The sequence below is a fragment of the Streptomyces sp. NPDC027672 genome, assembly GCF_055566335.1.
The window spans coordinates 384,097-409,161 of record NZ_JBVHSO010000002.1; the positions used below are offsets into that span (position 1 = coordinate 384,097).

The 25,065-nt window shown below is 73.9% G+C and carries 23 protein-coding genes; 15 read left to right on the forward strand and 8 right to left on the reverse strand.

Translation table 11 applies throughout. The features are described 5' to 3' along the window. The first annotated feature begins 1 nt into the window (after position 1). The 9 genes from ACZ4SV_RS06070 (at position 2) to ACZ4SV_RS06110 (ending at position 11,236) form a co-directional block, all read left to right on the forward strand. A complete protein-coding gene (locus tag ACZ4SV_RS06070; RefSeq protein ID WP_468001787.1) occupies positions 2-4,570 on the forward strand; it encodes a type I polyketide synthase in 4,569 nt (1,522 codons plus the stop codon). 1 nt (position 4,571) lies between these two features. Beyond that, on the forward strand, positions 4,572-5,762 hold the full coding sequence (locus ACZ4SV_RS06075; protein WP_468001789.1) for a serine hydrolase domain-containing protein: 1,191 nt from the start codon (positions 4,572-4,574) through the stop codon (positions 5,760-5,762). A 50-nt stretch (positions 5,763-5,812) separates the two neighbouring features. After that, positions 5,813-6,724: a diiron oxygenase gene (locus tag ACZ4SV_RS06080; RefSeq protein ID WP_397935064.1), complete on the forward strand. Its 912-nt coding sequence runs from the start codon at positions 5,813-5,815 to the stop codon at positions 6,722-6,724. 5 nt (positions 6,725-6,729) lie between these two features. Continuing rightward, positions 6,730-7,557: an aminoacyl--tRNA ligase-related protein gene (locus tag ACZ4SV_RS06085; RefSeq protein WP_468001791.1), complete on the forward strand. Its 828-nt coding sequence runs from the start codon at positions 6,730-6,732 to the stop codon at positions 7,555-7,557. After that, positions 7,538-7,939 (forward strand): holo-ACP synthase, encoded by a 402-nt coding sequence (locus tag ACZ4SV_RS06090; RefSeq protein WP_397935068.1) that lies wholly within the window; start codon positions 7,538-7,540, stop codon positions 7,937-7,939. Before ACZ4SV_RS06085 ends, ACZ4SV_RS06090 begins: the two co-directional genes overlap by 20 nt. A gap of 25 nt (positions 7,940-7,964) precedes the next feature. Continuing rightward, a complete protein-coding gene (locus ACZ4SV_RS06095; protein ID WP_397935069.1) occupies positions 7,965-8,210 on the forward strand; it encodes a phosphopantetheine-binding protein in 246 nt (81 codons plus the stop codon). Positions 8,211-8,233: 23 nt separating this feature from the next. Beyond that, positions 8,234-9,055, forward strand: coding sequence for a class I SAM-dependent methyltransferase (locus ACZ4SV_RS06100; protein ID WP_468001794.1), 822 nt, complete (start codon positions 8,234-8,236; stop codon positions 9,053-9,055). Between the two features lie 174 nt (positions 9,056-9,229). Then, positions 9,230-10,402 carry an MFS transporter gene (locus ACZ4SV_RS06105; protein ID WP_365880246.1) on the forward strand — a complete coding sequence of 391 codons (1,173 nt, stop codon included), beginning with the start codon at positions 9,230-9,232 and terminating at the stop codon, positions 10,400-10,402. Between the two features lie 42 nt (positions 10,403-10,444). Beyond that, the gene (locus ACZ4SV_RS06110; RefSeq protein ID WP_468001796.1) at positions 10,445-11,236 is read left to right on the forward strand and encodes an alpha/beta fold hydrolase; all 792 of its coding nucleotides are present in this window, start codon (positions 10,445-10,447) and stop codon (positions 11,234-11,236) included. A gap of 52 nt (positions 11,237-11,288) precedes the next feature. Here ACZ4SV_RS06110 and gap read toward each other — a convergent pair whose 3' ends face one another. The 3 genes from gap to ACZ4SV_RS06125 form a co-directional block, all read right to left on the reverse strand. After that, the gene (gene gap, locus ACZ4SV_RS06115; RefSeq protein ID WP_397945529.1) at positions 11,289-12,287 is read right to left on the reverse strand and encodes a type I glyceraldehyde-3-phosphate dehydrogenase; all 999 of its coding nucleotides are present in this window, start codon (positions 12,285-12,287) and stop codon (positions 11,289-11,291) included. Between the two features lie 202 nt (positions 12,288-12,489). Then, a complete protein-coding gene (locus tag ACZ4SV_RS06120) occupies positions 12,490-13,011 on the reverse strand; it encodes a DUF3291 domain-containing protein (protein WP_468001799.1) in 522 nt (173 codons plus the stop codon). A gap of 31 nt (positions 13,012-13,042) precedes the next feature. Further along, positions 13,043-13,726, reverse strand: coding sequence for a helix-turn-helix transcriptional regulator (locus ACZ4SV_RS06125; protein ID WP_397935073.1), 684 nt, complete (start codon positions 13,724-13,726; stop codon positions 13,043-13,045). Between the two features lie 391 nt (positions 13,727-14,117). On the opposite strand from ACZ4SV_RS06125, the gene ACZ4SV_RS06130 reads away from it, so the two are divergent. Beyond that, positions 14,118-15,335, forward strand: coding sequence for a cytochrome P450 (locus ACZ4SV_RS06130; protein WP_468001801.1), 1,218 nt, complete (start codon positions 14,118-14,120; stop codon positions 15,333-15,335). A gap of 96 nt (positions 15,336-15,431) precedes the next feature. After that, the gene (locus tag ACZ4SV_RS06135; protein WP_468001803.1) at positions 15,432-16,421 is read left to right on the forward strand and encodes an NAD-dependent epimerase/dehydratase family protein; all 990 of its coding nucleotides are present in this window, start codon (positions 15,432-15,434) and stop codon (positions 16,419-16,421) included. A gap of 73 nt (positions 16,422-16,494) precedes the next feature. On the opposite strand, the gene ACZ4SV_RS06140 is transcribed toward ACZ4SV_RS06135, so the two are convergent. Then, positions 16,495-17,604, reverse strand: a complete 1,110-nt coding sequence (locus tag ACZ4SV_RS06140; RefSeq protein ID WP_397945534.1) for a sensor histidine kinase — start codon at positions 17,602-17,604, stop codon at positions 16,495-16,497. A 1-nt stretch (position 17,605) separates the two neighbouring features. Beyond that, a complete protein-coding gene (locus tag ACZ4SV_RS06145) occupies positions 17,606-18,388 on the reverse strand; it encodes a response regulator (RefSeq protein WP_468001806.1) in 783 nt (260 codons plus the stop codon). A gap of 115 nt (positions 18,389-18,503) precedes the next feature. Between ACZ4SV_RS06145 and ACZ4SV_RS06150 the strand changes: the two genes are divergently transcribed. From ACZ4SV_RS06150 to ACZ4SV_RS06160, 3 genes are read left to right on the forward strand one after another with little or no spacing between them, the layout of a single operon-like run. Continuing rightward, a complete protein-coding gene (locus ACZ4SV_RS06150; RefSeq protein WP_468001808.1) occupies positions 18,504-19,217 on the forward strand; it encodes a glycosyltransferase family 2 protein in 714 nt (237 codons plus the stop codon). Continuing rightward, positions 19,214-19,837, forward strand: a complete 624-nt coding sequence (locus tag ACZ4SV_RS06155) for a TIGR04282 family arsenosugar biosynthesis glycosyltransferase (RefSeq protein WP_468001810.1) — start codon at positions 19,214-19,216, stop codon at positions 19,835-19,837. Before ACZ4SV_RS06150 ends, ACZ4SV_RS06155 begins: the two co-directional genes overlap by 4 nt. Continuing rightward, the gene (locus ACZ4SV_RS06160; protein WP_468001812.1) at positions 19,834-20,586 is read left to right on the forward strand and encodes a class I SAM-dependent methyltransferase; all 753 of its coding nucleotides are present in this window, start codon (positions 19,834-19,836) and stop codon (positions 20,584-20,586) included. Before ACZ4SV_RS06155 ends, ACZ4SV_RS06160 begins: the two co-directional genes overlap by 4 nt. On the opposite strand, the gene ACZ4SV_RS06165 is transcribed toward ACZ4SV_RS06160, so the two are convergent. Further along, positions 20,475-20,936 carry a hypothetical protein gene (locus tag ACZ4SV_RS06165; RefSeq protein ID WP_468001814.1) on the reverse strand — a complete coding sequence of 154 codons (462 nt, stop codon included), beginning with the start codon at positions 20,934-20,936 and terminating at the stop codon, positions 20,475-20,477. The two genes, ACZ4SV_RS06160 and ACZ4SV_RS06165, sit on opposite strands and share 112 nt — an antisense overlap. Beyond that, a complete protein-coding gene (locus ACZ4SV_RS06170; protein ID WP_468001816.1) occupies positions 20,933-22,168 on the reverse strand; it encodes a molybdopterin-dependent oxidoreductase in 1,236 nt (411 codons plus the stop codon). The genes ACZ4SV_RS06165 and ACZ4SV_RS06170 overlap by 4 nt, the downstream gene beginning before the upstream one ends. Before the next feature lie 114 nt (positions 22,169-22,282). On the opposite strand from ACZ4SV_RS06170, the gene ACZ4SV_RS06175 reads away from it, so the two are divergent. Continuing rightward, positions 22,283-23,638 (forward strand): hypothetical protein, encoded by a 1,356-nt coding sequence (locus ACZ4SV_RS06175; RefSeq protein WP_468001818.1) that lies wholly within the window; start codon positions 22,283-22,285, stop codon positions 23,636-23,638. Positions 23,639-24,280: 642 nt separating this feature from the next. On the opposite strand, the gene ACZ4SV_RS06180 is transcribed toward ACZ4SV_RS06175, so the two are convergent. Further along, positions 24,281-24,982 (reverse strand): chaplin, encoded by a 702-nt coding sequence (locus tag ACZ4SV_RS06180; RefSeq protein WP_365873350.1) that lies wholly within the window; start codon positions 24,980-24,982, stop codon positions 24,281-24,283. Between the last annotated feature and the right edge of the window lie 83 nt (positions 24,983-25,065).

Sequence of the window (25,065 nt, forward strand, 5' to 3'; positions counted from 1 at the left end):
CGTGAGTGAGAACAGTCGGCTGGAAGACACCGCGTGGGACGCGTCGGAGGAATACGGCCCGAGCGCCTCGCAGAGCGTGGCCATCATCGGAATGGCGTGCCGGTTCCCGGACGCGGATTCCCCGGCGCAGTTCTGGGCGAATCTGGTCGACGGAGTGGAATCGATCAGAGTCGAGGACGACGCCGATCCGAACGGATGGCTGCGGGCCAGATCGACCCTGGACGGCATAGACCGGTTCGACGCCGAATTCTTCGGCTACAGCCCGCGGGAAGCCGCTCTTCTCGACCCGCAGCACCGGCTGTTCCTGGAGGTGTGCTGGGAGGCGCTGGAGGACGGCGGCGCCGCCGGCCGCCGGCGGATATCCGATATCGGTGTCTACGGCGGCAGCGGGACGAGCCTGTATTTGATGCACCATCTCAGTGGCCAGGCCAGCAGATCCCTGCCGAACTATCTCGACTCCACCGACGATTTGCAGTTGGCCATGGCCGCGGAACGCGACTACCTGACCAGCCGGGTGTCGTACAAGCTGGACCTCAACGGTCCCAGCGTCAACGTGCAGGCCGCGTGTGCCACCTCGCTGTACGCGCTGCACCTGGCGTGCCAGGCGCTGCTGGCGGGCGAGTGCGACATGGCGCTGGCCGGCGGGTCGCACGTGCCGGTCCCGCAGATCGACGGCTACCAGCCGGAACCGGGCCTGGTGCTGTCGCAGGACGGTCACTGCCGGGCCTTCGACGCGCGGGCCACGGGAACGGTCTTCGGCAGCGGGGTCGGTGTGGTGCTGCTGAAGCCCCTGGACCGGGCGCTCGCCGACAACGACCGGGTGTACGCGGTCATCCGGGGCACCGCGGTCAACAACGACGGTTCCGGGAAGCCGGGTTTCAGCACGCCGAGCGTGGCCGGTCAGGCCGCGGTGATCCGGCAGGCACTGGCCGCCGCCGACGTGGAGCCCGCGTCGGTCTCGTACGTCGAGGCCCACGGCACCGCGACGCCGACCGGCGACCCCATCGAGGTCGCGGCGCTCACCGAGGCGTTCAGCGGGGTGCGCCCCGGGTCCTGTGCCCTGGGGTCGGTCAAGACGAACATCGGGCACCTGAGCTGGGCCGGCGGCATCGCCGGGCTGATGAAGACCGCACTCTCCCTGTGGCACCGCAGGCTGCCCGCCTCCCTGCACTTCCAGGAGCCCAACCCGGCCATCGACTTCGCCGGATCACCGTTCTTCGTGCAGACGAAGACCGCGGACTGGGAGACCGACGGCGGGCCGCGCCGCGCCGGGGTCAGCGCCTTCGGGCTCGGCGGCACCAACGCGCACGCGATCCTGGAGGAGGCGCCGCCGGTGCCCGCCGACCGGGACGCCTCCGCCCGGGACACAGCCCCCGGTGTCCAGGTGCTGCCGCTGTCCGGACGCAGCGAGTCCGCGCTGCGCGACCTGGCGGCCCGCGTGGGCAAGGCGCTGCTGGACGATGCGGCCCCGGAGGTCGCCGACGTGGCGTTCACCCTCGGCGAGGGGCGCCGGCACTTCGCCCACCGGGCGGCCGTCGTCGGCTCGGACCGCAAGACGCTCGCCGCGCTCCTGGACGCCGTGGCGGACGGGGAGACGGACGTCTCGGACCGGTTCGACGGCGAGATCGGCGTCGCGTCCGGGCGGGCGCCCGGCACGCCGCCCCGGCTGACCATGCTGTTCTCCGGGCAGGGCGCGGAGTACCTGGAAGCGTGCCGTGACCTCTACCTGTCCGAACCGGCGTTCCGGGAGATCCTGGACAGCGCCGATCCGCAGGTCCTGAAGTACACCGGGCACCGCGTGTCGGACTTCCTCTACCAGGACAGCGCGCGTCGCGGCATGCCCATCACCGACATCCGGCTGGCCCAGCCGGTCGTCTACGTCCTCCAGGTCGCGCTGGCCCGCCTGTGGCGCGCGTGGGGCGTCACGCCGGACCTGCACATCGGCCACAGTCTCGGGGAGTACGCCGCGGCGCACTGCGCCGGCGTGTTCGACTTCGACACCGGGCTGTACCTGGTGTGCGAGCGCGCGAAGCTGCTCGACAGCGTGCCGGAGTCCGGTGCCATGGCGGCCGTCTTCACCGGCGAGCAGGAGGTGCTCGCCCTGCTGGAGGGCCAGGACCGGGTCGGTGTGGCGGCGGTCAACGCGCCGAACCGCACCGTGATCTCCGGTGACCGCGACGCCCTGGACGGCGTGCTCGCCGAGGCCGCCCGGCGCGGCATCACCTGCAAGCGGCTGCGCATCGGACGGGCCGGGCACTCCGTGCACCTGGACGCCATCCTGGACGACTACACGGCCGTCCTGGAGTCCGTCGAGATGCGTCCGCCGGCGCGGCCCATCATCTCCACGCTGACCGGAGCGGCGATCGGCGAGGAGATCGCCACGCCCGGGTACTGGCGGCGGCAACTGCGGTATCCGGTGCGGTTCCTGGAAGCGGTCCGCACCGCCGCCTCCGACGGCTCCGGGGTGTTCCTGGAGATCGGGCTGTCCAACACGCTCGTCAACCTGACCCAGTTGGCGCTGGACGACGTCGGCGGCAGCGAACCGGCGTACCTGGAGACGCTGCGCTGGGAGCGCGACGACATCGCGTCCACCCGGCTGGCCCTGGCCGGCGCGTACACGGCCGGTGTCACGGTGGACTGGGCGGCCGTATCTCCGGGCGGGAGGATGACCGGCCTGCCCACCTATCCGTTCCAGCGGGGCCGCCACTGGGTCGCGCCGGCCCGGCCGGCCGGCGAGGCAGCGGCCGAGCGCGTCGACAGCGACTCGATGGGAGCGGTGGCCGCGGGCGCGGCGGAACAGCCGCCCACGAGCGGCACCGGCCACTACGTGGTCACCTGGACCGACGCCCCGCCGGCCGACGGGGCGCCCGCCGCGCGGCCCCTGGCGGACACGCGGTGCATGGTCCTCGCGCCCTCGGCGGCGTCGGTCGCCGAACTGGCCCGGGAGCTGGAAGGTCTGGGCGCCGGGGTGCTGGTCCATGTGCTCTCCGACGAGCCGGAGGCGGTGGCCGCCGCCACCCGGGCCATGGCCGGCTACCGGCCCGCCATGGTCGTCAACGCCGTACCGGCGCTGCGCAAGCGGCACGCCGACCTCGGCGGCCTGCCGCTCGCCACGGAGTCGGTGTCCGACGACATGGTCGCCGCCGGTGGTCTCGCCACCCTGCGGGCCTTCCAGGCGCTGTCCGCGGCGAACCTGCCCGAGGCCACCGTCTGCACGGTCACCTCGGGCGCCCACCGGGTCCTCACCTCGGACGACGTGATTCCCGCGCAGGCGGCAGTCGTCGGTGTCGCGCGGACGGCGCGCACCGAGTTCTCGACCCTGCGCCACGTCCTGATCGACCTGGGCGCCGCCGACACCAAGCACCGGTGGGCCGCGGCGGCCGCGCGGCTGGCGGCGGCCATCGGCGCGGCGCCCGGCGCAGACAGCGAACTGGCGCTGCGCGGCGACCGGGTCCTGCTGCCCCGGCTGCGCCCCGCGCGGGTCCCGGCCGGCGGCGGGCGCGTGCGCGTCACACCCGGCGGCTGGTACCTCGTCACCGGAGGTCTGTCCGGGATCGGTCTGGAGTGCGCGCAGGCGCTGCTGGAACTGGGCGCGAGGAAGCTGGTGCTGTGCGGCCGCAGCGCTCCCGGCCCGGAGCGCGCCGAGCGCGTGCGGCGGCTGCGCGAGGCGTTCGGCGCGGACATCCGGACGGAGACCGTCGACGTCACCTCGCGGCGGCAGGTCGCCCGGCTGTTCGCCGAGTACGGCCGCGGGGACTGCACCGTGCGCGGTGTGGTCCATGCCGCGGGGGTCATCGACGACGCGATCATCGACCGGACGGACTGGAGCCGGATGGAGCGCGTGCTGGGCCCGAAGGCACAGGGCGCGTGGAACCTCCACCAGTGCGCCACCGAGCAGGCGCCCGACCTCGACCTGTTCGTGCTGACCTCCTCCTACGGCGGTCTGTTCGGCAACCCCGGGCAGGCCGGCCACGCCGCGGCCAACACCTTCCTCGACGCGCTGGCGGCCCACCGCCGGGCCGTCGGGCTGGCCGGTCTCTCCCTGGACCTCGGCTCCTGGTCGGACGTCGGGTACCTGGCCGGCAACGACGCCTTCCTGCGCGGACTGCGGGAGCAGGGCGTCGGCACCATCTCCAGCGCGGAGGGCCGGCCGGCGGTCCGCGCCGCGATCGAGGGCTGGCCCGCGGGACAGGTCGCCGTCCTGCCCACCCGGTGGGACGACCTCGCCGCGGACCACCATCTGGCCTCCAACCCGGTCCTGAGCGGGGTGACCGGCGACACCTCCACGCCGTCGCCCGACGGCCCGGACGGTCCGGCGCCGGTGACGCCGGCCGACATCCTGGCCCGCTGCCAGGAGGTGGTCTCCCGCGTCCTGGGCTACGACGCCGAGGAGCTGGGCCGGATCGACCTGACGAAGGCCGGCATGGACTCGCTCAACGCGCTCACCATCCGGAACAAGCTCCAGCGCCTCCTCGGGGTGCCGCTGCCTGCCTCGATCTGCTTCGACAGGCCGACCCTCAGCGAACTCGCCGCCGACATCGAGAAGCGGATGACGGAGATTCGGGACTGACATGAAGATGACGGTGGGGCCGGACGACGGCCACGACTCCGTGCGCGCGCAGCACGTCACCGGCACGGCGGCGGAGGAATTCCTGCCGCTGGTGCGGGAGTTCGAGAGCGTCCATCAGGAAGGCGCGGACTCCGGCGCCGAGCTGTGCGTCTACGTGGGCGGCGAGGAGCGGGTCGCGCTGCGTTCCCGGGGGCAGGAGCCGGACCGGCTGCAGAACGTGCGCTCGGTCAGCAAGGCCCTGCTGTCGGTCATCGCGCACGCGCTGCACGAGCGGGGCGTCATCGACCTCGACAGCCCCATGGCCGGGATCTGGCCGGAGTTCGCCGCCGCCGGGAAGGAATCCCTCACCCTGGCCACCTTCCTGAGCCACCAGGCCGGGCTGGTCGGCGTCGACCGCCGGCTCTCCGTCGACGACGTGCTCGACTGGGACCCGGCCGTGGAGGCCCTCGCCGCACAGCGGCCGTACTGGGAGCCGGGCACCGATCACGGCTACCACGACCTGACGTTCGGCTGGGGCGTGGGCGAATACCTGCGGCGGGCGACCGGGAAGACGGTGGACGCCCTCTTCGAGGACGAGTTCCGGGGGCCGCTCGGCGCCGAGGTCCGCATCGGCATCGACGCGGGCGACTACACCCGGTTCGTGCCGTTCCAGGAGACGCGGCCGGCGGGCAGCGGAACGGCCGCCGAGGTCATCAACCTGCTGGGAGACAAGTCCTCCCTGCTGAGCAAGTCGCAGCTGAATCCGAACCTGCTGAACGCCGAGCGGTCGCTGCGGTATCTGAGCGCGGAGGTGCCCGGCTGCAACGCCGTCTCCACCGCCCGGCCGCTGGCCAGGATCTTCGCGGCGACCCTCGGCCCCGTCGACGGCGTACGCCTGTGGAACCAGGAGACGCTGCGGCGGGCCTCCCGGCTGCGCAGGCGGGGCACCGACCGGGTCTTCGCCCGGGAGCGCGCCTACGCGGAAGGGTTCATGCTGCCCGACCACAACCTTCCGCAAGCGGGCCTGGACGTCGAGTCGTTCGGGCACTACGGGCAGGACTGCGCGCTGGTCTTCGCCGTCCCCGAGCACGACCTCGCCTTCGCCTACACCTCCACGCAGCTGAATCACCGGCTCGATCAGTACACGCCGACGGACGACCGTTCGGCCCGGCTCGCCCGGACGGCCGTCGAGTCGGTACGGCGGGCCCGCTGAGGCCCGCCGGAGCAACGCGGGCACACTGAACGACGATTGGGGTTCTTGCAATGACGGACACCCTCATGGAAGACAATCCGCGTCTTCTCGACATCCTCGACCGGCTGAGCGCCAAGTCGATCGAGGACTACTACAACCCGTACCAGATGTTCGAGTGGCCGGACACGCTGCCCGAGGACATGTGGTGGATGAGCCCCGAGCTGACCACGACGTACGGCACGGACGTCGCCGAAGAGCTGACGCGCGAACAGCTCCACGCGCTGTCCAAGTACGAGAGCGTCAACTTCTACAGCCTCAACGTGCACGGCATCCGGGAACTGCTCATCGAGGTCACCAAGCGGATCCACACCGACGACTTCGCCAGGTCCTCGGAGTTCTTCCACCACTTCATCGGTGAGGAGAACGAACACATGTGGTTCTTCGCGGAGTTCTGCCAGCGGTACGGCCGGAAGATCTACAAGCAGATACGCGGCGGGGCCGAGACCATCCCGGCGGACAACGCGGCGAGCCTGCTCGTCTTCGCGCGCATCCTCATCTTCGAGGAACTGGTCGACCACTTCAACGTGCGGATGGGCGCGGACGAGCGCCTGCACGACACGATCCGGGGCATCAACCGCATCCACCACCAGGACGAGTCCCGGCACATCGCGTTCGGCCGGGAGCTGGTCAAGGCGCTGTTCGAGAGCTTCCGCAGCCGGGCGACCGCCGAGGAACTCGCCGAGGTGAGCAACTACATCAAGCGCTACCTGACGTACAGCTTCGAGTCGCTGTACAACCCGCAGGTGTACCGGGACGCCGGCCTCCCCAAGCCGCTGGAGGTCCGGCGGCGGCTGCTCGAAGGGCCGCGGCGCCACGAGTTCGAGGCGCAGGTGTTCCGCAAGACGCTGCCGTATCTGACCAAGCTGGGCCTGCTCTCGGACGAGGCACGGCCCGCCGGACCGTCCGGGAGGACAGCACAGTGACCCGCGTGGGCAGCAGCCGGATCACCGGTGGTCTCGCCATCCTCGGCCCCTCGGAAGCGGCGTTGCTCCGGCTGCTGGACGACACGTTCAGACACTGGGGCACCGACGCGGGCGCCGGGGAGATCTCCGCGCCGCCGGTCTATCCGGTGGACGACCTGGCGAACCTGGACCTCTACGTCAACTTCCCCCATCTGGCCCTGGTCGCCGGCGGGCTCCGGACGCCCACCTCCGGGCCGGCCAAGGGCCGGTTCACCACCGAGCAGGTGGCGGAGCCGCACCTCGGCCTGTCCACCGCGACCTGCTTCGCCGCGTACCTGCTCTACCAGGACACGCGGGTGCCCGCGGACACCCTGGTGACACTCGTCAACCGGTGCTTCCGCAAGGAGACCCACTTCGACGGCCTGCGCCGGCTGCTCAGCTTCCAGATGCGGGAGATCGTCGCCATCGGGTCGTTCGAGCACACCCAGAGCGTGATCGCCCGGTACCGGGAGCGGATCGAGGAGTTCCTCGGCCGGCTGTCGCTCGACGTCGAGGTGCAGGCCGCGACCGATCCGTTCTTCCAGGGCGGCGCGCGCGCCCTGCTCCAGCGGCTGGAGCCGGTGAAGTACGAGTTCCAGGTCGACGGTGTCGCCATCGCCTCGGTGAACACGCACCGGAACTTCTTCGGCGAGCGGTGCCGGATCACCGTCGGGGAGGACGACGCGGTGGCGTTCACCGGCTGTGTCGCGTTCGGGCTGGAACGGTGGGTGGGCGCCCTGATCGACCGCCACGGCGGCGCCGAGCAGGCCCTGACCCGAGTCGAGCAGGCACTCCGTGCGACCGGCTCCGCCTAGCGCACCGCGCGTCGGGGTGGACATCGTGCCGCTCTCCCGCGCCGAGGAACTCGTCCGGCCGGACCGCCGGCCGGTGCTCAGCCGCATGCTCCTGCCCGAGGAGATCGCCGCCTGCACCCGGCAGGGCCGCCTGGACCCCAGCTCCGTCGCCGGTCTCCTGGCGGTCAAGGAAGCGGTCTTCAAGCTCTTCCACGTACGGGACAGACCGGTGCCGTGGCGCTCCATACAGGTGGAGAGCGGGGCCGGCACCTGGCCGGTCGTGCGGCTGCACGGGGTGGCCGCGGAACTGGCCGAGGCCGCCCGGATGCATCCCGAGATATCGGTCAGCCTGGCCCACGACGGCGGCTACGCCGTGGCGGTCGCGGCGGCCGTCCACACATGAGGCCACACACGAGAAAGGTGTCACTGTGACCGAGCCGCAGGCAACGGGGATCGACGTCATCAAGAACTGGATCCTGGCCAGGCACGAGGACCGGACCGACATCGGTCCCGACGAGGACCTGATAGAGAACCGCCTCGTCGACTCGCTCTCCTTCGTCGAGTTCGTGTTCCTGATCGAGGAGACCGGCGGGGCGGAGATCGACATGGACTCCCTGGACATCAACGACGTGCGCACCCTGGCCACCATCGAGAAGCGTTTCCTGTCCGCCTGAGGAACGAAGAGGAAGACATCCGCGTGGACGACATCTCCTACACCGCCCAGTGGACCGCGGCCGCACGCGCGCTGGAGAGTGAGCGCACGGACGCAATGTTCCGTGACGACTACGCCCGGCCCCTGGCCGAACCCCGCGGGTTCGAGCTGCTCGACCGCTACCAGGGCGCCGCCGTGTCCGACTTCATCGCCGTGCGCACCCGCTACATGGACGACGCGCTCACCGGCGTCCTCGGCCGGACCGGGATACGCCAGGTCGTGCTGCTGGCCAACGGCATGGACGTACGCACCCACCGGCTCGACTGGCCCGAGGGCGCCACCGTCTACGAGGTCGACCACGGCGCGCTGCTCGACGAGAAGCAGGCGCGGCTGGCGTCGCTCGCGGCCGAGCCGAGGGTGCCGACGGTGCCCGTCCGGGCCGACCTGGCCGGGGACTGGCTGGAGGCGCTGAAGTCGGCCGGGTTCGACCCCGCGCAGCGCACCCTGTGGGTCGCCGAGGGACTGGTCTTCTTCCTCACCGAGGAGCAGGTCGGACGGCTGCTCGACACGGTGGCCGGCGCCTGTCCGGCCGAGAGCTGGCTGATCGTCGACATGACCAGCGCGACCCTGCTGCGCCACCCGATGACCCAGCCGTTCCTGCGCTCGCTGCGCGAGGACGGCACGCCGTGGCAGTTCGGCACGGACGACCCGGAGGAGTTCCTGGACGGCCACGGCTGGACCGTGCGGGACCTGAAGCAGCCGGGAGAGCCGGGTGCGGGCGCGGGACGCTGGCCGTACGCCGTCGCACCCCGGGAAGTCCGCGGCGTACCGCGGAACTGGCTGATCAGCGCCGTCTCGACGGCGTAAGGGCGACTGCCGCCCGGTGCCCGCCGCGTGGCGGGGCGCCGGGGCGGCGGCCCCGGCCACGGCGCCCCGGCGAAGGGGCGCCCTCACTGAAATATCGGCAATTATGAAAACCGGTTTGGAGATCGCATCACGGTGGCGGAAAACAACACGTCCGCAGGCACCTCTCACTGGCGAGTGCCGACCGCGGTTCTGGCCCTCGGCGCGTTCGTGGTCGGGACCGACGGCTTCATCATCGTCGGCCTCTTGCCCGAAATCCGCACTACATTGCACGTCAGCACGGGTGCTGCCGGACAGTTGGTGAGTCTGTTCTCGCTCGCGTACGCGATCCTGGGACCCGTCCTCGCCGCGTTCACCGGCAAGTGGTCACGGCGTCGGGTCCTCGTGACCGGAGTCGCCCTGCTCGCCGTGGGCAACGCGGTGACGGCGTCGGCGCACCAGTACGGGCTGGTCCTCGCCTCGCGCGTGCTGGCCGGCGCCGGCGCGGCCCTGTTCATGGCGAGCGCCGTGGCCACGGCCGCGTATCTCGCCGGTGAGGAACGGCGGGGCCGGGCCATCGCCATGGTGACCGCCGGGGCGACACTGGCCCTTGTGCTGGGTGCGCCGCTGGGCACCCTGATCGGCGGGGCCTGGGGCTGGCAGGCGGCGATCTGGTTCGTCGCCGCGGTCGCCGCCGTGGTGGCGGCCGTCGTGGCCGCGCTGCTGCCGGCCGTCCGGCTCGACCAGGGCGCGTCGCTGCGGCAGCGCATCGCGCCGCTGACCGACGGGCGGGTCCTGCGCGTCCTGGTGGTGACCCTGCTGGCGTTCACCGGCATCTTCCTGCCCTTCACCTACATGAGCGCGGTCTTCGCGCCGGCCATCGACGGCGAGCAGGCCCGGCTCGCGCTGCTGCTGCTGGTGTTCGGCATCGCCGCCACGGGCGGGAACCTGACGGCCGGCACGCTGGCCGACCGGTACGACCCGCGGCGCGTGGTCATCGGCGCCACCGTGGGCGTCACCGCGGTGTTCCTGATCATGCTGCCGATCCGGGAGACCTTCGTGCTCGTGGCGATCGCCACGGCGCTCAGCGGTGTCGTGTCGTACTCGGTCATCGGACCGCAGCAGCACCGGATCATCACCTACGCACCGCCCGGCGGCGCGTCGGTGGTGACCTCCCTGAACACCTCCGCCGCGTATCTCGGCAACTTCCTCTCCAGCGCCCTCGGGGCGGTCATCCTCACCCACTCCGCGGCGCTGGTGCTGCCCGTCGCCGCGGGCTTCGCGGCCTGTGCGGCCCTGCTCAGCTGGCTGTTGCCGGACCGCCGGAAGGCCGCCGACGAGGCCGGCTCCCTGTCCGCCACCGCGAAGTGACCCGCCCGGCGCCCACCTTCGACAGAACGGGACAGAAAACGCATGGTCAGCATGGAGAAGCACAGCGTCGACGTCGCCGGCATACCCGTGGGGTACTACAAGGACGGCCAGGGACCGGAGATCGTCCTCATCCACGGCGGCACCGGGCACCCGGAGACCAGCTTCGCGACCCTGCTGGACGAGTTCACACCGCGCCGGACCGTGATCGTGCCGGGGTACTCGGGCAGCGACCTCACACCGCTGCCCGAGGGTGAGGTGGACATCGATCTGCTGGCCGATCAGGTGCTGGGCGTGGTGAAGGACGCCGCGCAGGGCCCGGTGGACCTCTTCGGCATCTCCACCGGCGCCGTCGTCGCCGCGGCGGCGGCCGCCAAGGAGCCGGAGCTCGTACGGCGCCAGGTCCTGCTGGGCGGTTTCGTGAACTACCGCCAGCCCTGGCAGCGTCTGCTCGCGCGGACCTGGCGCCGGCTGGCCGAGCTGGACGCGAACGCCTTCGCCGAGTACACGCTCCTGCATGTGCTCTCGGACGAGTTCCTGGACTCCATGAGCGCGGGCGACCGCCTGCGGCTGCGGGCCGGGCTGATGCCGACCGAGGGCATGGTCGCGCTGGTCGATCTGGTGAGCCGGGTGGACATCAGCGACTACGTGGGGCGGATCACGTCGCCTACGCTCGTGGTCGGCATGAAGCACGACCAGTTGGTGCCGGTGCGCTACGCGCGGCAGTTCCATGCCGCGATACCGGGCAGCGAGTACGTGGAGATCGATTCGGGGCACGCGGCGGCGATCGAGAAGCCGGCCGAACTCCTGAAGATCATCACGGAGTTCCTCGCGTGAGAGCGGGTGTCTCCGGGGCGGCGGCGCCGTCCCGGAGACACCCGTTCACCGGTCAGCTCCCGGCGAGGAGTTCCAGCGTGTCGACCACGCGGTGGGAGAAGCCCCACTCGTTGTCGTACCAGGCGACGACCTTGACGTAACGGCCGTCGACGCGGGTCAGCGCGGAATCGAAGACGGACGAGGCGGGATTGCCCGTGATGTCGGAGGACACCAGCTCGTCCTCGGAGTATTCGAGGATGCCGGCGAGCCGGCCCTGAGCCGCGGTGCGGTAGGCCTCCAGCACCTCGCCGCGCGTCACGTCCCGGCTGACGTGCGTGTTGAGTTCGACGATCGAGCCCACCGGGACGGGGACGCGGATCGAGTCGCCCGACAGCTTGCCGTCGAGGCCGGGCAGGACGCGGCCGATCGCCTTGGCCGCGCCCGTGGTGGTCGGGGCGATGTTGACGGCGGCGGCCCGGGCGCGCCGGGCGTCGCGGTGCGGGCCGTCCTGGAGGTTCTGTTCCTGGGTGTAGGCGTGCACGGTGGTCATGAAGCCGTGCTCGATGCCGGCCAGGTCGTCCAGGACCGAGGCCAGCGGTGCCAGCGCGTTGGTGGTGCAGGAGGCGTTCGAGACGATGGTGTGCGCGGACGGGTCGTAGGCGTCGGTGTTGACGCCGTACGCGAGCGTGACGTCGGCGCCGTCCGAGGGCGCGCTGACGAGCACCTTCCGCGCGCCGGCGTCGAGGTGGGCGCCGGCCGCCTTGGCGGCGGTGAACCGGCCGGTCGACTCCAGCACGATCTCGGCGCCCAGTTCGCGCCACGGCAGGTTCGCCGGTTCGCGTTCGGCCAGCACCTTGATGCGGCGGCCGTCCACGACGAGGGTGTCGCCGTCGACCTCCACCGGGCGGCCGAGGCGGCCCGCCGTCGAGTCGAACTTGAGCAGCCGGGCCAGACTGGCGGGATCCGTCAGGTCGTTGACCCCGACGACTTCGAGCGAGCTGTCGCGTTCGAGTAAGACGCGCAGCACGTTGCGGCCGATGCGGCCGAACCCGTTGATGGCGATGCGAGTCATGTCTCCAGATGTCCCTTCGAGTGTCCACGGGGATGTGCGGCCACGCCGTTTCCTCACGCACCGCACGGGCACGATCCCCGTCTTTCCTCTCCGGGAACAGGCTAACCAAGAGCCTGCCGCCCCGAGGACCCGGCCCCCGGCCGTCACATCCTGAACTACTCACGACAGCCAGGGAGTTGACCGGGGCCGCCGTCCGCCCGCGCTACACCCCCGCCGCGTCCGCGGCCGGGACCGGCGGTACGTCCCGGAGGTACGGGGCGGCCTCGGCGGCGGAGTAGGAGGAGGTGAAGGTGAACGCGCGCGGCGACGGCCCGTGGGCGCGCAGCTCCGCCAGCCGCGCCAAGCCCTCGTCGACGGTGGGCAGATGGCCGGCCGGGATCCACCAGAGCACCAGGTGCGCCTGGACGTGCCGCTGGAACCACGCGCGGCGGCGCCGCATCAGGTCCAGGTGTCCGCTGCGGTAGGTGAAGTCCCACAGCGCCTCCCGGGTCTCCCACACCGACATGGTGACGATGACGTCCTCGCCGGCCGGGCGCAGACCGGTGGCGTCGGGCGCCCCTTCCTCCACGAGCCGCCACACGAAGCCGGGCGTGCCGTCGGCGGCGGCGTTGACCGGGTCGAGCATCTCGACGAACGGCGCCATGCGCGGATCGTCGAGAGGGTGGCGGAGGGTGGCGACGTTGAGCTGGGCGAGGTGGGCGGAGGCAGGCGTGGATGGGGTCATGACCCCATATCAGCATGCCCCGTTTTCTATGTCAATCAATCTTGTTTTTAGAATCCTCGACCACCACACAGCATTCACCCGGCCGGGCCTCCATACGGGCGCGGACCGGACCGTCCGTGCCGAGCAGTCCCTCCAGCAGCGCGAGGTTCATGCCGCAGACGAGCGGCGGGAAGCGTTCGGCCACGGCGTGGAAGGGGCAGTTGCGCAGGCGGACCACCGGTCCGGCGGTCCCGGCCGCCTCCTCGGGACCGTCCTCCCGGTACGGCTCGTAGCCGCGGGCGGCCAGGGTCCGCACGGCCTCGTCCAGGTCGCCGCAGGGCCCCTCCGCGCCGCGCAGGGCCTCGCCGCGGCGGCGAGCCGCCGCGCAGAGACCGGCGTCCAGACCGGCCTGCTCGGCGGCCTCGCCGAGCAGTTCGGCGACCGTGCGGTAGTCCCGGGCCGGCAGCGACACCGTCCGCTCGGCCCGCGCCCGTGTGTACACCTTGGCGGGCCGGCCTGCCCCCGGCCCCGTGCGGCCCGTCAGGCGGCGGCTGCCGCTCTCCAGCAGTCCGGCCTCGGTCAGTCTGTCCAGGTGGTGCGCGGCGAGCGTGCGGGCCACGCCGGCCGCCTCGGCGGCCTCGTTGCGGCCCACCTCGCGGCCCTGCGCCACCACGTACTCGTACAGCCGCCGCCGTACCGGATCCTGGAGCGCCGCGATCGCGTCGATGTCGTCCACCCGGCCATTCTAGGAACAACCGCGGTCGGAGATAGAAGGCGTACCGCGCCGTCCGCACCGACATCCCGGAGCCGGAGGCACGGGGAGAGCACCGACCGAGCCGAGGAAGCGACGGCCGCCGGCGCGTCCCGGTCCGTCCGGGCGTGGCCGCGCCGGAACGCCACCCGGTGCGGTCCGGAGGTGGCGGTGGGTGACGCCCCTGTGGTGCGAAGCCCGTCGACCTCCCCCATATTGGACAACGTGACCTCTGCGGACGCAGGTCCGGTCGGCCGTAGTACCCGCGCGGCCGGGCGCGCTCCGGGGGCCGCCTCGTCCCCGACCCCGTCGGCGGCACGGGACACACCGGCGCCTTCGGGGGCCCACGCGCCCGGCGGCGCACAAAGGAGGCTGTATGTCCTTCCACGACCCGGCAGTGCTCGACTGCCCCTTCGACTTCGCTGACGCGCTGGAGTTCGATCCCGAGCTGGCCGCCCTGGCGCGGGGCGGCCCGGTCAGCCGGATCCGGCTGCCCTACGGCGAGGCGGAGGCGTGGCTCGTGACCAGCTTCGCCGGGGTGCGGCAGGTGACGATCGACGCGCGGTTCAGCCGCGCGGCGATCGTCGGGCGCGACTACCCGAGGATGACGCCCGAACCGATCGTGTCACCCGAGTCGATCAACGTCACGGACCCGCCGCACGCCACCCGGCTGCGGCATGTGGCGGCCCAGGCGTTCACCCGGGACCGGGTGGCGGCCATGCGGCCGGCGGTGGACCGGGTGGTGGACGGGCTGCTCACCAAGATGGCCGAGGCGGGGCCGCCCGCGGACCTGGTGACCCATCTGTCGGTGCCGCTGCCCCACCTGACGATCTGCGAGCTGCTCGCCGTGCCCGAGGCCGACCGCGCGGAGCTGCGGGACCGCACCATGCGGCTGCTCGCCACCTCCCCGGACGCCCGGCAGGACGCGGCCGAGGCCAAGGCGTCCCTGCGGGCGTACTTCGCCGGGCTGGTGCCGCAGCGCCGGAAGGCACCCGGCGAGGACCTGCTCAGCGCGCTGGCCACGGCTCCGGTGCCGGAGGGCGAGGAACCGCTGAGCGACGACGAGCTGGCGGTCCTGGCGGTGACGCTCATCCTCAGCGGCAACGACACCGCGACCTGCCAGATCAGCAACATCGCGTACCTGCTGCTGACCCGCCCCGAACAGGAGCGGACCGCGCTCGTCCGCGACCCCGGCCGGTTCCCGGGCGCGCTGGAGGAGCTGCTGCGGTTCATCCCGTTCCGCAAGGGCGTGGGCATCCCCCGGATCGCGCTGGAGGACGCGGAGATCGAGGGCGTCCGCATCAGCGCCGGCGACTACGTGCACGTGTCCTACCTGGCGGCCAACCGCGATCCGGCCGTCTTCCCCGACCCGCACACCCTCGACCTGGAACGGCCGGTGCGTCCGCACATGACGTTCGGCTGGGGCGGACACCACTGCCTCGCCGCGCCGCTCGCCCGCGCGGAACTGGAGAGCGCGGTCACCGGTCTGCTGACCCGTTTCCCCGGCCTGCGGCTGGCCGTCCCGGCCGATGACATCGCGTGGGACACCGGCACCATCCGCCGTTTCCCGCTGCGGCTGCCGGTCACCTGGTGAGGCCGTCCGGGTCCCGGGCGGCGCACGGTCTTACGGAGTCGTGACGTGCGGGCGCGGCCGGGCGGCCCGGTGCCGGGGCGGGCCTAGCGTGGTGTGATGCGCGTACTGGTCACCGGCGGTGCCGGGTTCATCGGGTCCCATGTCGTCGAGGCGCTCACGGCGCACGGGCACGAGCCGGCGGTGTTCGACACGCGCGCCGCTCCGGACGCGGACGTGCGCGATCCCGTCGCGGTCGCGCGGGCCGTGTCCGGCGTGGACGCCGTCTGCCACCAGGCCGCGCTGGTCGGGCTCGGCACGGGATTCGGGGACGCGGCGGAGTACGTCTCGCACAACGTCCTGGGGACCGCCGTCCTGCTCACCGCCATGGCCGAGGCGGGCGTACGGCACCTCGTGCTGGCCGGTTCGATGGTCGTGTACGGCGAGGGCCGGTACGCGTGCCCGCACCACGGGGTGGTACGGCCGGGACCGCGGGCGGTCGCCGATCTGGACGCGGGACGGTTCGACCCCGGGTGCCCGCGGTGCGGCGGCGCGCTCGTGCCCGGGCTGGTCGGCGAGGACACGCCGGCCGATCCGCGCAATGTGTACGCCACGACCAAACTGGCGCAGGAACACCTGGCCGCCACCTGGGCCCAGTCGGCCGGCGGGTCCGCCGTGTCGCTGCGCTACCACAACGTGTACGGGCCCCGGATGCCCCGGGACACGCCGTACGCCGGCGTCGCCTCCTTCTTCCGCTCCGCGCTCGCCCGGGGCGAGGCGCCCCGGGTGTTCGAGGACGGGCGGCAGCGCCGGGACTTCGTGCACGTGCGGGACGTGGCCCGGGCCAATGTCGCGGCACTGACGGCACCGGCCGCGCCGGGCCGGCTCACGGTCTACAACACCGGCAGCGGCGAGCCGCGCACGGTCGGGGACCTGGCCCGCGCGCTGGCCGACGCCCACGGCGGGCCCGCGCCGGTGGTCACGGGCGAGTACCGGCTCGGCGACGTACGGCACATCACGGCCGACTCCGCGCGGCTGCGGGCCGAGCTGGGCTGGCGTCCGGAGGTGGAATTCGCTCAAGGCATGCGGGAGTTCGCGGTGCCCGAGTGAGCGCAGGCGGGGGGTGGTGGGAGCCCGCGGCGGCCGGGAGGCCGGGACAGGCAGGTGACCAGGAAGCCGCCGGTCAGGGGGTCGTGGGCAGGACGACCTCGAAGCGGCAGCCGCCGGGGATGTTGTGTACGGCGGTCCGGCCCTGGTGCGCCTCGACGATCCCGCGCACGATGGCGAGCCCGAGTCCCGCGCCGGCCGGCGGGGTGCGGGCGTGGGTGCCGCGCCAGCCGGTGTCGAAGACGCGCGGCAGATCCTCCTCGGGGATGCCCCCGCAGCCGTCGGTGACGGAGAGGACGATCCCGTCGGGCGAGCGTTCGGCGGCGATGGCGACCGTGCCGTCGGCGGGCGTCCGGCGGATCGCGTTGACCAGCAGATTGCCCAGCACGCGGCTCATCTCCTTGGCGTCGACCTCGACCGGCACCGGCGCCACCCGGTCGCCGACCAGCCGGACGCCGTGCGCGCGGGCGAGCGGGCCGGCCCCCGCGAGGGCGTCGCCGACGAGGTCGTACAGGGAGACGCGGGACGGGCTCAGCGGCAGGGCGCCGGCCTGGATGCGGGAGAGTTCGAAGAGGTCGCCGACCATGGCGTTGAGGCGTTCCACCTCGGTGCGGATCTGCCGCAGATAGCGGGCGGGGTCGTCCGCGACCCCGTCCTCCAGCGCCTCCGACATGGCGCGCAGCCCGGCGAGCGGGGTGCGCAGGTCGTGCGAGATCCAGGCGACGAGTTCCCGGCGTGAGGACTCCAGCGTGCGTTCCCGTTCCCGGGACCGGGCCAGTTTCGCGCTGGTGGCGGCCAGCTCCCGGCTCACCTCGGCCAGTTCGGCGGTGGCCGGGGCCGCGGGCGCGGCGAAGTCGCCCGCCTCGCCGAAGGAGCGTGCGGCGAGGGCGAGTTCGCGGCTGCGGGCGACGACCCAGCGGCCGAGCACGAGCGCCGTCGCCAGGGAGACCGCGGCCGCCATCGCGACGACCGTCGTGACCACGGTCAGGTCGTGCGGGGACAGGAACATGGCCCAGGCGACGGCGAGGGTGCCGGCGAGGACGCCGCCGACGCCGACGGCCGCGACCACGGCGAGGGACACGGTGAGCGAGCGGCGCCGCAGCAGCCGCAGCGCGGCGGCTCCCGCCAGGCCCGTGGCGGCGGCTCCGGCGAAGGCGTAGAGGGCGATGAGCAGGGTGTCGCGCATGTCAGCCCGTCTCCTCCCGGCCGGCCGGGTCGAAGCGGTAGCCGACGCCCCACACGGTCTGCACCAGGCGGGGCCGGGCCGGGTCGTCCTCGACCTTGCCGCGCAGCCGGCGGACGTGGACGGTGACGGTGGACAGGTCGCCGAAGTCCCAGCCCCACACCTCGCGCATCAGGTCCTCCCGGCTCCAGGCCCGTCCCGGGTGCCGCAGGAAGAAGGCGAGGAGGTCGAACTCGCGCAGGGTGAGGGCGAGTTCGGTGCCGTTCCGGGTGGCGCGGCGGGCGGCCGGGTCGACGGTGAGCCCGGCCGCGGCCAGCGGGCGCGGGTCGGCGGCGGGGAGCGTCCGGCGGAGCACCGACCGCACCCGCAGGACGAGTTCGCGCGGGCTGAACGGCTTGGTCACGTAGTCGTCGGCGCCGACCTCCAGGCCGAGGACGCGGTCGTCCTCGTCGCCGCGGGCGGTGAGCATCACGACGGGGACGGGCGCCCGGGCGCGCAGCCGCCGGCAGACCTCCAGGCCGTCCATGCCGGGCAGCATCAGGTCGAGCACCACCAGGTCCGGCCAGTTCGCGGTGGCGCGGGCGAGCGCGGCGGGGCCGTCGCCGGCCCGGTCGACGTCGTACCCGGCGCGGCCCAGGTAGCCGGCGACGATCTCGGCGACGGTCGCGTCGTCGTCGACGACCAGGATCCGGGCGGCCGCGGGGGCGGGCGGTCCGGCGGGGGCCGGGTCGGGCGCGGTCCCGGCCGGGGCCGCGCCCCCGGCCGGGACGGCTGGCTGCTGCTGCATGCCTCCAGCCTCGCACCGGGCCGTCGCGGGCGTCCCGCCCGGAGCCGGCCCCGGGGCCCGGTGTCCGCGTTTCGTAAGATGGGGAAGTCCGGTATGTCCGCTTCCCATTCGTAGGGTGAACGGCGTGACCTCCTCGACATCCTCACCACCGGCGGACGTGGACGTGGTGCTGCCCTGTCTGGACGAGGCCGGGGCCCTGCCCTGGGTGCTCGACCGGATCCCGGCGGGCTGGCGGGCCCTCGTGGTGGACAACGGCTCCACCGACGGCTCGGCCGGCCTCGCCCGCGCCCTCGGCGCGACCGTAGTCCACGAGCCGCGGCGCGGCTTCGGTGCCGCCTGCCACGCCGGTCTGGCCGCCGCCACCGCCGACGTCGTCTGCTTCTGTGACTGCGACGCCTCCCTGGACCCGGCGCTGCTCGTGCCCTTCGTGCGGGAGGTCCGCGACGGCGACGCCGACCTGGTCCTCGGCCGCCGGCGGCCGGTACGCCGAGGCGCCTGGCCGGTGCGCGCCCGGGCCGGCAACGCCGCGCTGACCCGGCTGCTGCGCCGCCGCACCGGGCTGCGGCTGCACGACCTCGGCCCGCTGCGCGCCGCCCGCCGGGAGCCGCTGCTCGCGCTGGACCTCGGCGACCGGCGCAGCGGCTATCCGCTCCAGATGGTGGTGCGCGCGGCCGACGCCGGCTGGCGGATCACGGAGCACGACGTGCCGTACCGGCCGCGCACCGGCGCCTCCAAGGTGACCGGCACCTGGCGCGGCACCTGGCAGGCGGTGCGGGACATGAGCCGGGTCCTGGCGGAATCCCCGGCCGACGGGAGGACCGTACGGTGACCACGCTGCTCGTGATCGCCAAGGAGCCGGTGCCCGGCCGGGTCAAGACGCGGCTCACCCCGCCGTTCACTCCCGCCGAGGCGGCGGACCTCGCCGAGGCCGCCCTGGCCGACACCCTGGACGCCGTGGCGGCCGCGCCTGCCACCCGGCGCGTGCTGGTGCTGGACGGCTCCCCCGGCCCCTGGCTGCCGCCCGGCTTCGACGTCGTACCGCAGTGCGCGGGCGGCCTGGACGCGCGGCTGGCCGACGCGTTCGCCCGGTGCGCCGGGCCCGCCCTGCTGATCGGCATGGACACCCCGCAGGTGACCCCGGACCTGCTCACGGCGGACTTCGCGGACTGCGACGCGTGTTTCGGACCGGCGGACGACGGCGGGTTCTGGGCGCTGGGCCTGGCCGCACCGGATCCGGTCCTGCTGCGCGGCGTGCCGATGTCGACGCGGCGGACCGGCGCCGTGCAGCGGCGGCGGCTGGTGGCCGCCGGGCTGCGGGTGCGCGATCTGCCCCGGCTGCGGGACGTGGACACCGCCGCCGACGCGGCGGCGGTCGCCGCCCTGGCCCCGCGCGGCCGGTTCGCCGCCCGGCTGGCCGCCTGTCCGCCGCGCACCGGAGCCGGGCGATGAGCACGCCGCGGGCCGTCGCCTGGGCGGGAGCCGACCCCTATGCCGCCGCGCTGCGCAGCGGGCGCGGCCCGCTGTTCCTGCGCCGCGGCGACGGCTGGCTGCTGCCGCTGGAGGTCGAGCGGTGGTGCGCGCGGGCGGACCCGGTCGACCTGGCGGTGCTGGACCGGTGCGAGGGCGCGGTGCTCGACGTCGGCTGCGGACCGGGCCGGCTGGTGGCGGAACTCGCCGCCCGGGGCCGTACCGTCCTCGGGATCGACATCAGCGCGGCCGCCGTCGACCACACGGTGCGCCGGCTCCGCAGCCGGGCGCCCGGGTCGAATCGGGCCCTGCGCCGCTCGGTGTTCGAGCCGCTGCCCGGCGAGGGCCGCTGGGGCACGGTCCTGCTGATGGACGGCAACATCGGCATCGGCGGCGACCCGCGCGCGCTGCTGGACCGGGTCGCCCGGCTGCTGCGTCCCGGCGGGCTGCTGATCGCCGAGACGGCCGCGGTGGACGTCGACGAGCGGTCCGAGGTGCGGGTCGTCACGGGCACCGCACGCGGGACGGGCGAGGAGACGGGCGCGGTCTTCCCCTGGGCGCGGCTCGGCACGCCGGCCCTGTCGCGGTACGCGGCCCGCTCGGGCTGGCGGACCGCGGATCAGTGGGCGGCCGGCGGACGCCGCTTCGCCGCGCTGCGCACCCGCAGCGCCAGCAGCAGGGCCGAGCCGCCGAACAGCACCGCGGTGATCAGCAGCCAGCGGGCCGGGTAGCCGGCCGGCGACAGCCCGGTGGCGGACCGGTAGCGCCGCCCGGCCAGCCCGCTGACCAGCGGGAACCACACGAGCAGCAGCAGCCCGGACAGGGCCGCGGGCACCCGGACGTACATCGTCCGGTTCCGGCGCCCGGCCGCGTCCAGCCCGCGGACGACCGCGCGGTCCGCCAGCGTGTACAGCGGCAGCAGCACCAGGTCGTGCAGCACCGCCGCCCCCGCCAGCCACAGCGCCACACCCCGCCAGTCGTCCGCGAACAGCCGGACCCCGGCATAGCCGGCGAGCGCGAACGAGCAGACCAGCAGGAGGAGGTGGAGGGGGCTGCCGAGGGGCGGGCGCGGGCGGTTCACAGGTCCTCGAAGGTCAGTCGGGCCACCCACTTGGTGTTGAGCACACCGGGCGCGGCGGGCACGATGATCCGCGCCGGGTAGCCGTGGTCGGGGGACAGTTCCTCACCGTTGACGTACAGGGCGAGCAGGGAGCGGGGGTCGGCCGCCTGGCCGGACCGCAGGGCGGCGCGGCGGAAGGCGCCGTGCCGCTGGAGCGACTCCACGAACACGTCGGGCGGGTCACCGCCGTGGCCGACGAGCGCCGCCAGGTCGCGCAGCCGCACCCCGCGCCACCACTGGTCCGCCGTCGACCAGCCCTCGACGCAGGCGATGGGCAGCGCCGCGCTGTGCTGCGGCAGCCGCAGCAGCTCGGCGCGGCTGAGACGGACCGTCCCGGTGCGCCCGGTGACGACGAGCCGCCAGGCGTCCTCGTGCGTGTCGGCCGGCGCGATCCCGGCGTATCCGGCGGTCTTGTTGATCTGGAACCCGTTCGGGCCGCCGCCGGGATCGGCTCCGCCGTGCGGCGCGAGCAGGGCCGTACGGCGCAGGGGCCCGCCCAGGCTCTGCCCGGCCGTGGTCACGAACAGCAGCAGCGAGCCGCCGCCGACCAGTCCCAGCGCGCCGCGCCGGGTGACGGTGGGCGGGTCGGGGCGCGGGGCGACCAGGTCGTCCGCCAGGCCCGGGCGCCGCCGCAGCGCCCGCAGCGCCGTCGGCGCCTTCAGCGCGGCGTGCACCGCGAACGCGGCGAAGAACACCCACGCGCCGTAGAAGTGCAGCGGGTAGAAGGAGCCCGGGAAGACGTACTGCAACTGGATGTTGAGCACCCCGGTCGTGAACTCGAACAGCCCGCCGCCGACGAGCAGCAGCAGGGAGATCCGCTCCAGCGCGTGCGTGACGGACCGGGCCGGCGGCAGGGCGAACAGTCGCGGCACCACCGACCACAGCTTGGCCAGCAGCACCGGGACCAGGGTGATGCCGAGCGTGACGTGGACGCCCTGGGTGAGCCGGTACAGCCAGGCCGGGCCGGTGGGCCAGGTGAAGAGGTAGAACCCGAGGAGGCCCTTGTCCGGTGTCTGGTCGTTCACCGGGGACAGGTCCGGGCTGTAGGCGGCGTACGACACCAGGCCGGTCACGAACAGCACGGTGACACCGGCGAGCAGCACCACGCCGAGGACCGAGGTGAACCACGGGCCGCGCAGCGGGCTGCGCCAGAAGCCGGGAGAGCCGGGGAGCCGGGGGCGGTCGTCTCGCATGAGAGTGACGGTAGGCCCGGGTACGGTCCCTACCGGGTCCGCCACCCATGACGAAACGCTGACGTCGCACCGCCGGTCCCGGTCGTCACCCGGTCGCGGCCCTAGCGTTCCGGTGTGACCCAGGCTCCCCACCGTGACCGGTACGCCGGCCGGCGCGCCGATCTGTGCGCCGCCGCTGCCGCCGCCGCGCTCGTCCTCGTCGCCGTGCTCGTCGGCCGGCACCTCCAGGACACCCGCCGCACCCTGTTCGTCCACTGGCCGCCGCTGTTCGCCGAGTGGGACCCGCACCTGGGCCCGGGCACGCCGGCCGCCGTCCTGGTGGCGGCCGCCGTGGTGGCCGCGGGGCCGGCCGTGGCCGGCCGGCTGCCGTGGCGGGGGCTGCTGTGGGCGGCCTGGGGCACGGCCCTGGCCTGGACGTGGTCGCTGGCGCTGGTGGACGGCTGGCGGCGGGGCGTGGCCGGACGGCTCACCACCCGCAGCGAGTATCTGACGGTCCTCGGCCGCTTCCACGACATCCCGGCCGCGCTGCGCGACTTCACCCACCACATCGTGAGCGGTGGCCCCGCCCCCTGGCCCGCGCACGTCGCCGGGCATCCGCCGGCGGCCACCCTCACCTTCGTCCTGCTGGACCGGGCCGGGCTGCACGGCGGCGGCTGGGCCGGCACCTGGTGTATCACCGTCGGCGCGAGCGCCGGTGTGGCAGTGCTGGTGGCGGTGCGCGCGCTGGCCGGCGAGGCACCGGCCCGGCGGGCGGCGCCGTTCCTGGTGACGGCCCCGGCCGCGGTGTGGGTGGGCGCGTCGGCCGACGGCTACTTCGCGGCGGTGGCCGCCTGGTCCGTGGCGCTGCTGGCCCTCGCGGTCACCGGGCGGTCCGCGGCCTGGGCGGCGGGCAGCGGTCTGCTGTACGGCCTGACCTGCTTCCTGTCCTACGGCCTGACGCTCTTCACGCTGATCGGGGCGGCGGTGGCGGTGCTGGGCCGGCGGCGGGTCCGCGAGCGGCCGGTGCTGCTGCCGGTGCTGTTCCTGGCCGGGGCGGCGGTCGTCCCGGCGGCGTGCGCGCTCGCCGGGTTCGACTGGTGGGAGGGGTACCGGCTGCTGGTGACGCGCTACTACCAGGGCGTCGGCGGCATCCGCCCGTACGGCTACTGGGTGTGGGCCAATCTGGCCTGCACCGTGCTGATCACCGGCGTGGCGACCGTGGCGGGGCTGCGCCGGGCCGGCGCGGCGGCCGTCCGCCGCACGGCCGGGCCGGCCGACGACCGGCTCGCCCTCCTCCTGGCGGCGGCCCTGCTCGCGCTGCTGGCCGCGGATCTGTCCGGGATGAGCAAGGCGGAGACGGAACGCATCTGGCTGCCCTTCGCGATGTGGCTGCTCCCGGCATGCGCGTTCCTCCCCCGCCCCCGGGCCTGGCTCACCACCCAGACGGTCCTCGCCCTGCTGCTGAACAGCCTGCTGTTCACCGGGTGGTGAGACCGCCTTACGGGCGCAGGGCCCCCCGGCCTCGGGGCCCGGGCAGGGGCCGCCCGGGTGCCGGGCCGGGAAGGGGGCGCCCCGATGCCGGGCTCCGGGAGGGGGCGTCCGGGTGCCGGGCCGGGAAGGGCCGCCCGGGTGCCGGGGTCCGGGGAGCGGCTGCCCGGGTGTCGGGGCCGCGGGAAGGGGACGCCCCGATGCCGGGTTCCGGGAAGGGGCGTCCGACGGGTTCCGGGCGCGGGGTTCCGGTGCGGGCAGAGGCCGCCCCAGGGCGCCGGAAAAGGCCCCCGGCCCCGGGAAGAGGCCGCCCAGGTGCCGGGGTCCGAAAAAGGGCCGCCCCGATGCCTGGTTCCGGGAACGGGCGTCCGTCCGGCGGGTTCCGGGCGAGGGGTTCCGGCTCGGAGAAAGGCCGCCCCAGGGTGCCGGAAAAGGCCCCCGGCCCCGGGTCCCGGGAGGAGGCCGCCCAGGTTCCGGGTTCCGGGAAGGGGCCGGCCCCGATGCCGGGCTCCGGGCTCCGGGCTCCGGGTAGGGGCCGGGTGCCGGCGCGGCCGTCTTGCCGGGGTGAGAAGTGGCCGTCTCGGTCGCGGGTCCGGGAAGAAGCCGCCCCCCGGGCCCCGGTCGGGGGCCGGGGGGCGGGTGGGGTCAGTTCCCCAGGGTGGCCGTGCGGGTGCGGAAGCGCCGGTACAGCACGGCACCGCCCAGCACCGACGTCAGGCCGGCGGCGGCCGCCGTCCAGGCGCCCTCCGCTCCCGTGTGCGCGAGGGTGCCGGGCGTGCGCGGCCGGACCACGGTGGGCGTCGGCTTCGGCGCCGGGCGGGTCGTGGACGGGTGGCGCGGCGGCTGGTGGTGCACCGGCGGCGCGGACGGCTCGTGCGCGGGCGGTGTGACCCGGCCGGGCTCGTGCGGACGCGAGGCGTTCACGGACGTGTTGCCGAAGGCGGGATTGAGGATGCCGACCACGTCGACGCTGTTGCCGCTGACGTTCGCGGGCACGTCGACCGGAAGCTGGACGCCGTTGCCGGAGACCACGCCCGGCGAGCCCTTCACGGCGCCGTGGGCCGTGGCGCCGCCCGAGTTCGCCGCCCCCGCCTTGACCTCGTGGCCGCCCAGGTTGGCGCAGCGGTTGCCCATGGCCGGGTTGAGCAGCCCCACCACGTCCACGGTGTTCCCGCACGCGTTCACCGGAACGTGCACCGGCAGCTGGATGCCGTTGCCGGAGATCAGCCCGGGCGAACCGCCCACGGAACCGTTGGCGGCGGAGTCGGCGTACACCGGCCCGGCCACTGCCATCGCTCCGGAGGCGGCGGCGAAGGCGATCACACTGTTTCGGGTAACCCGTTTCATCGGTTCCCTGTCCTTCCAGATACGGTCGCGGGCACTCGCCCGCACCCGGTGAAACGCTGGGGAAAGCATGCAAGTTATGGCTT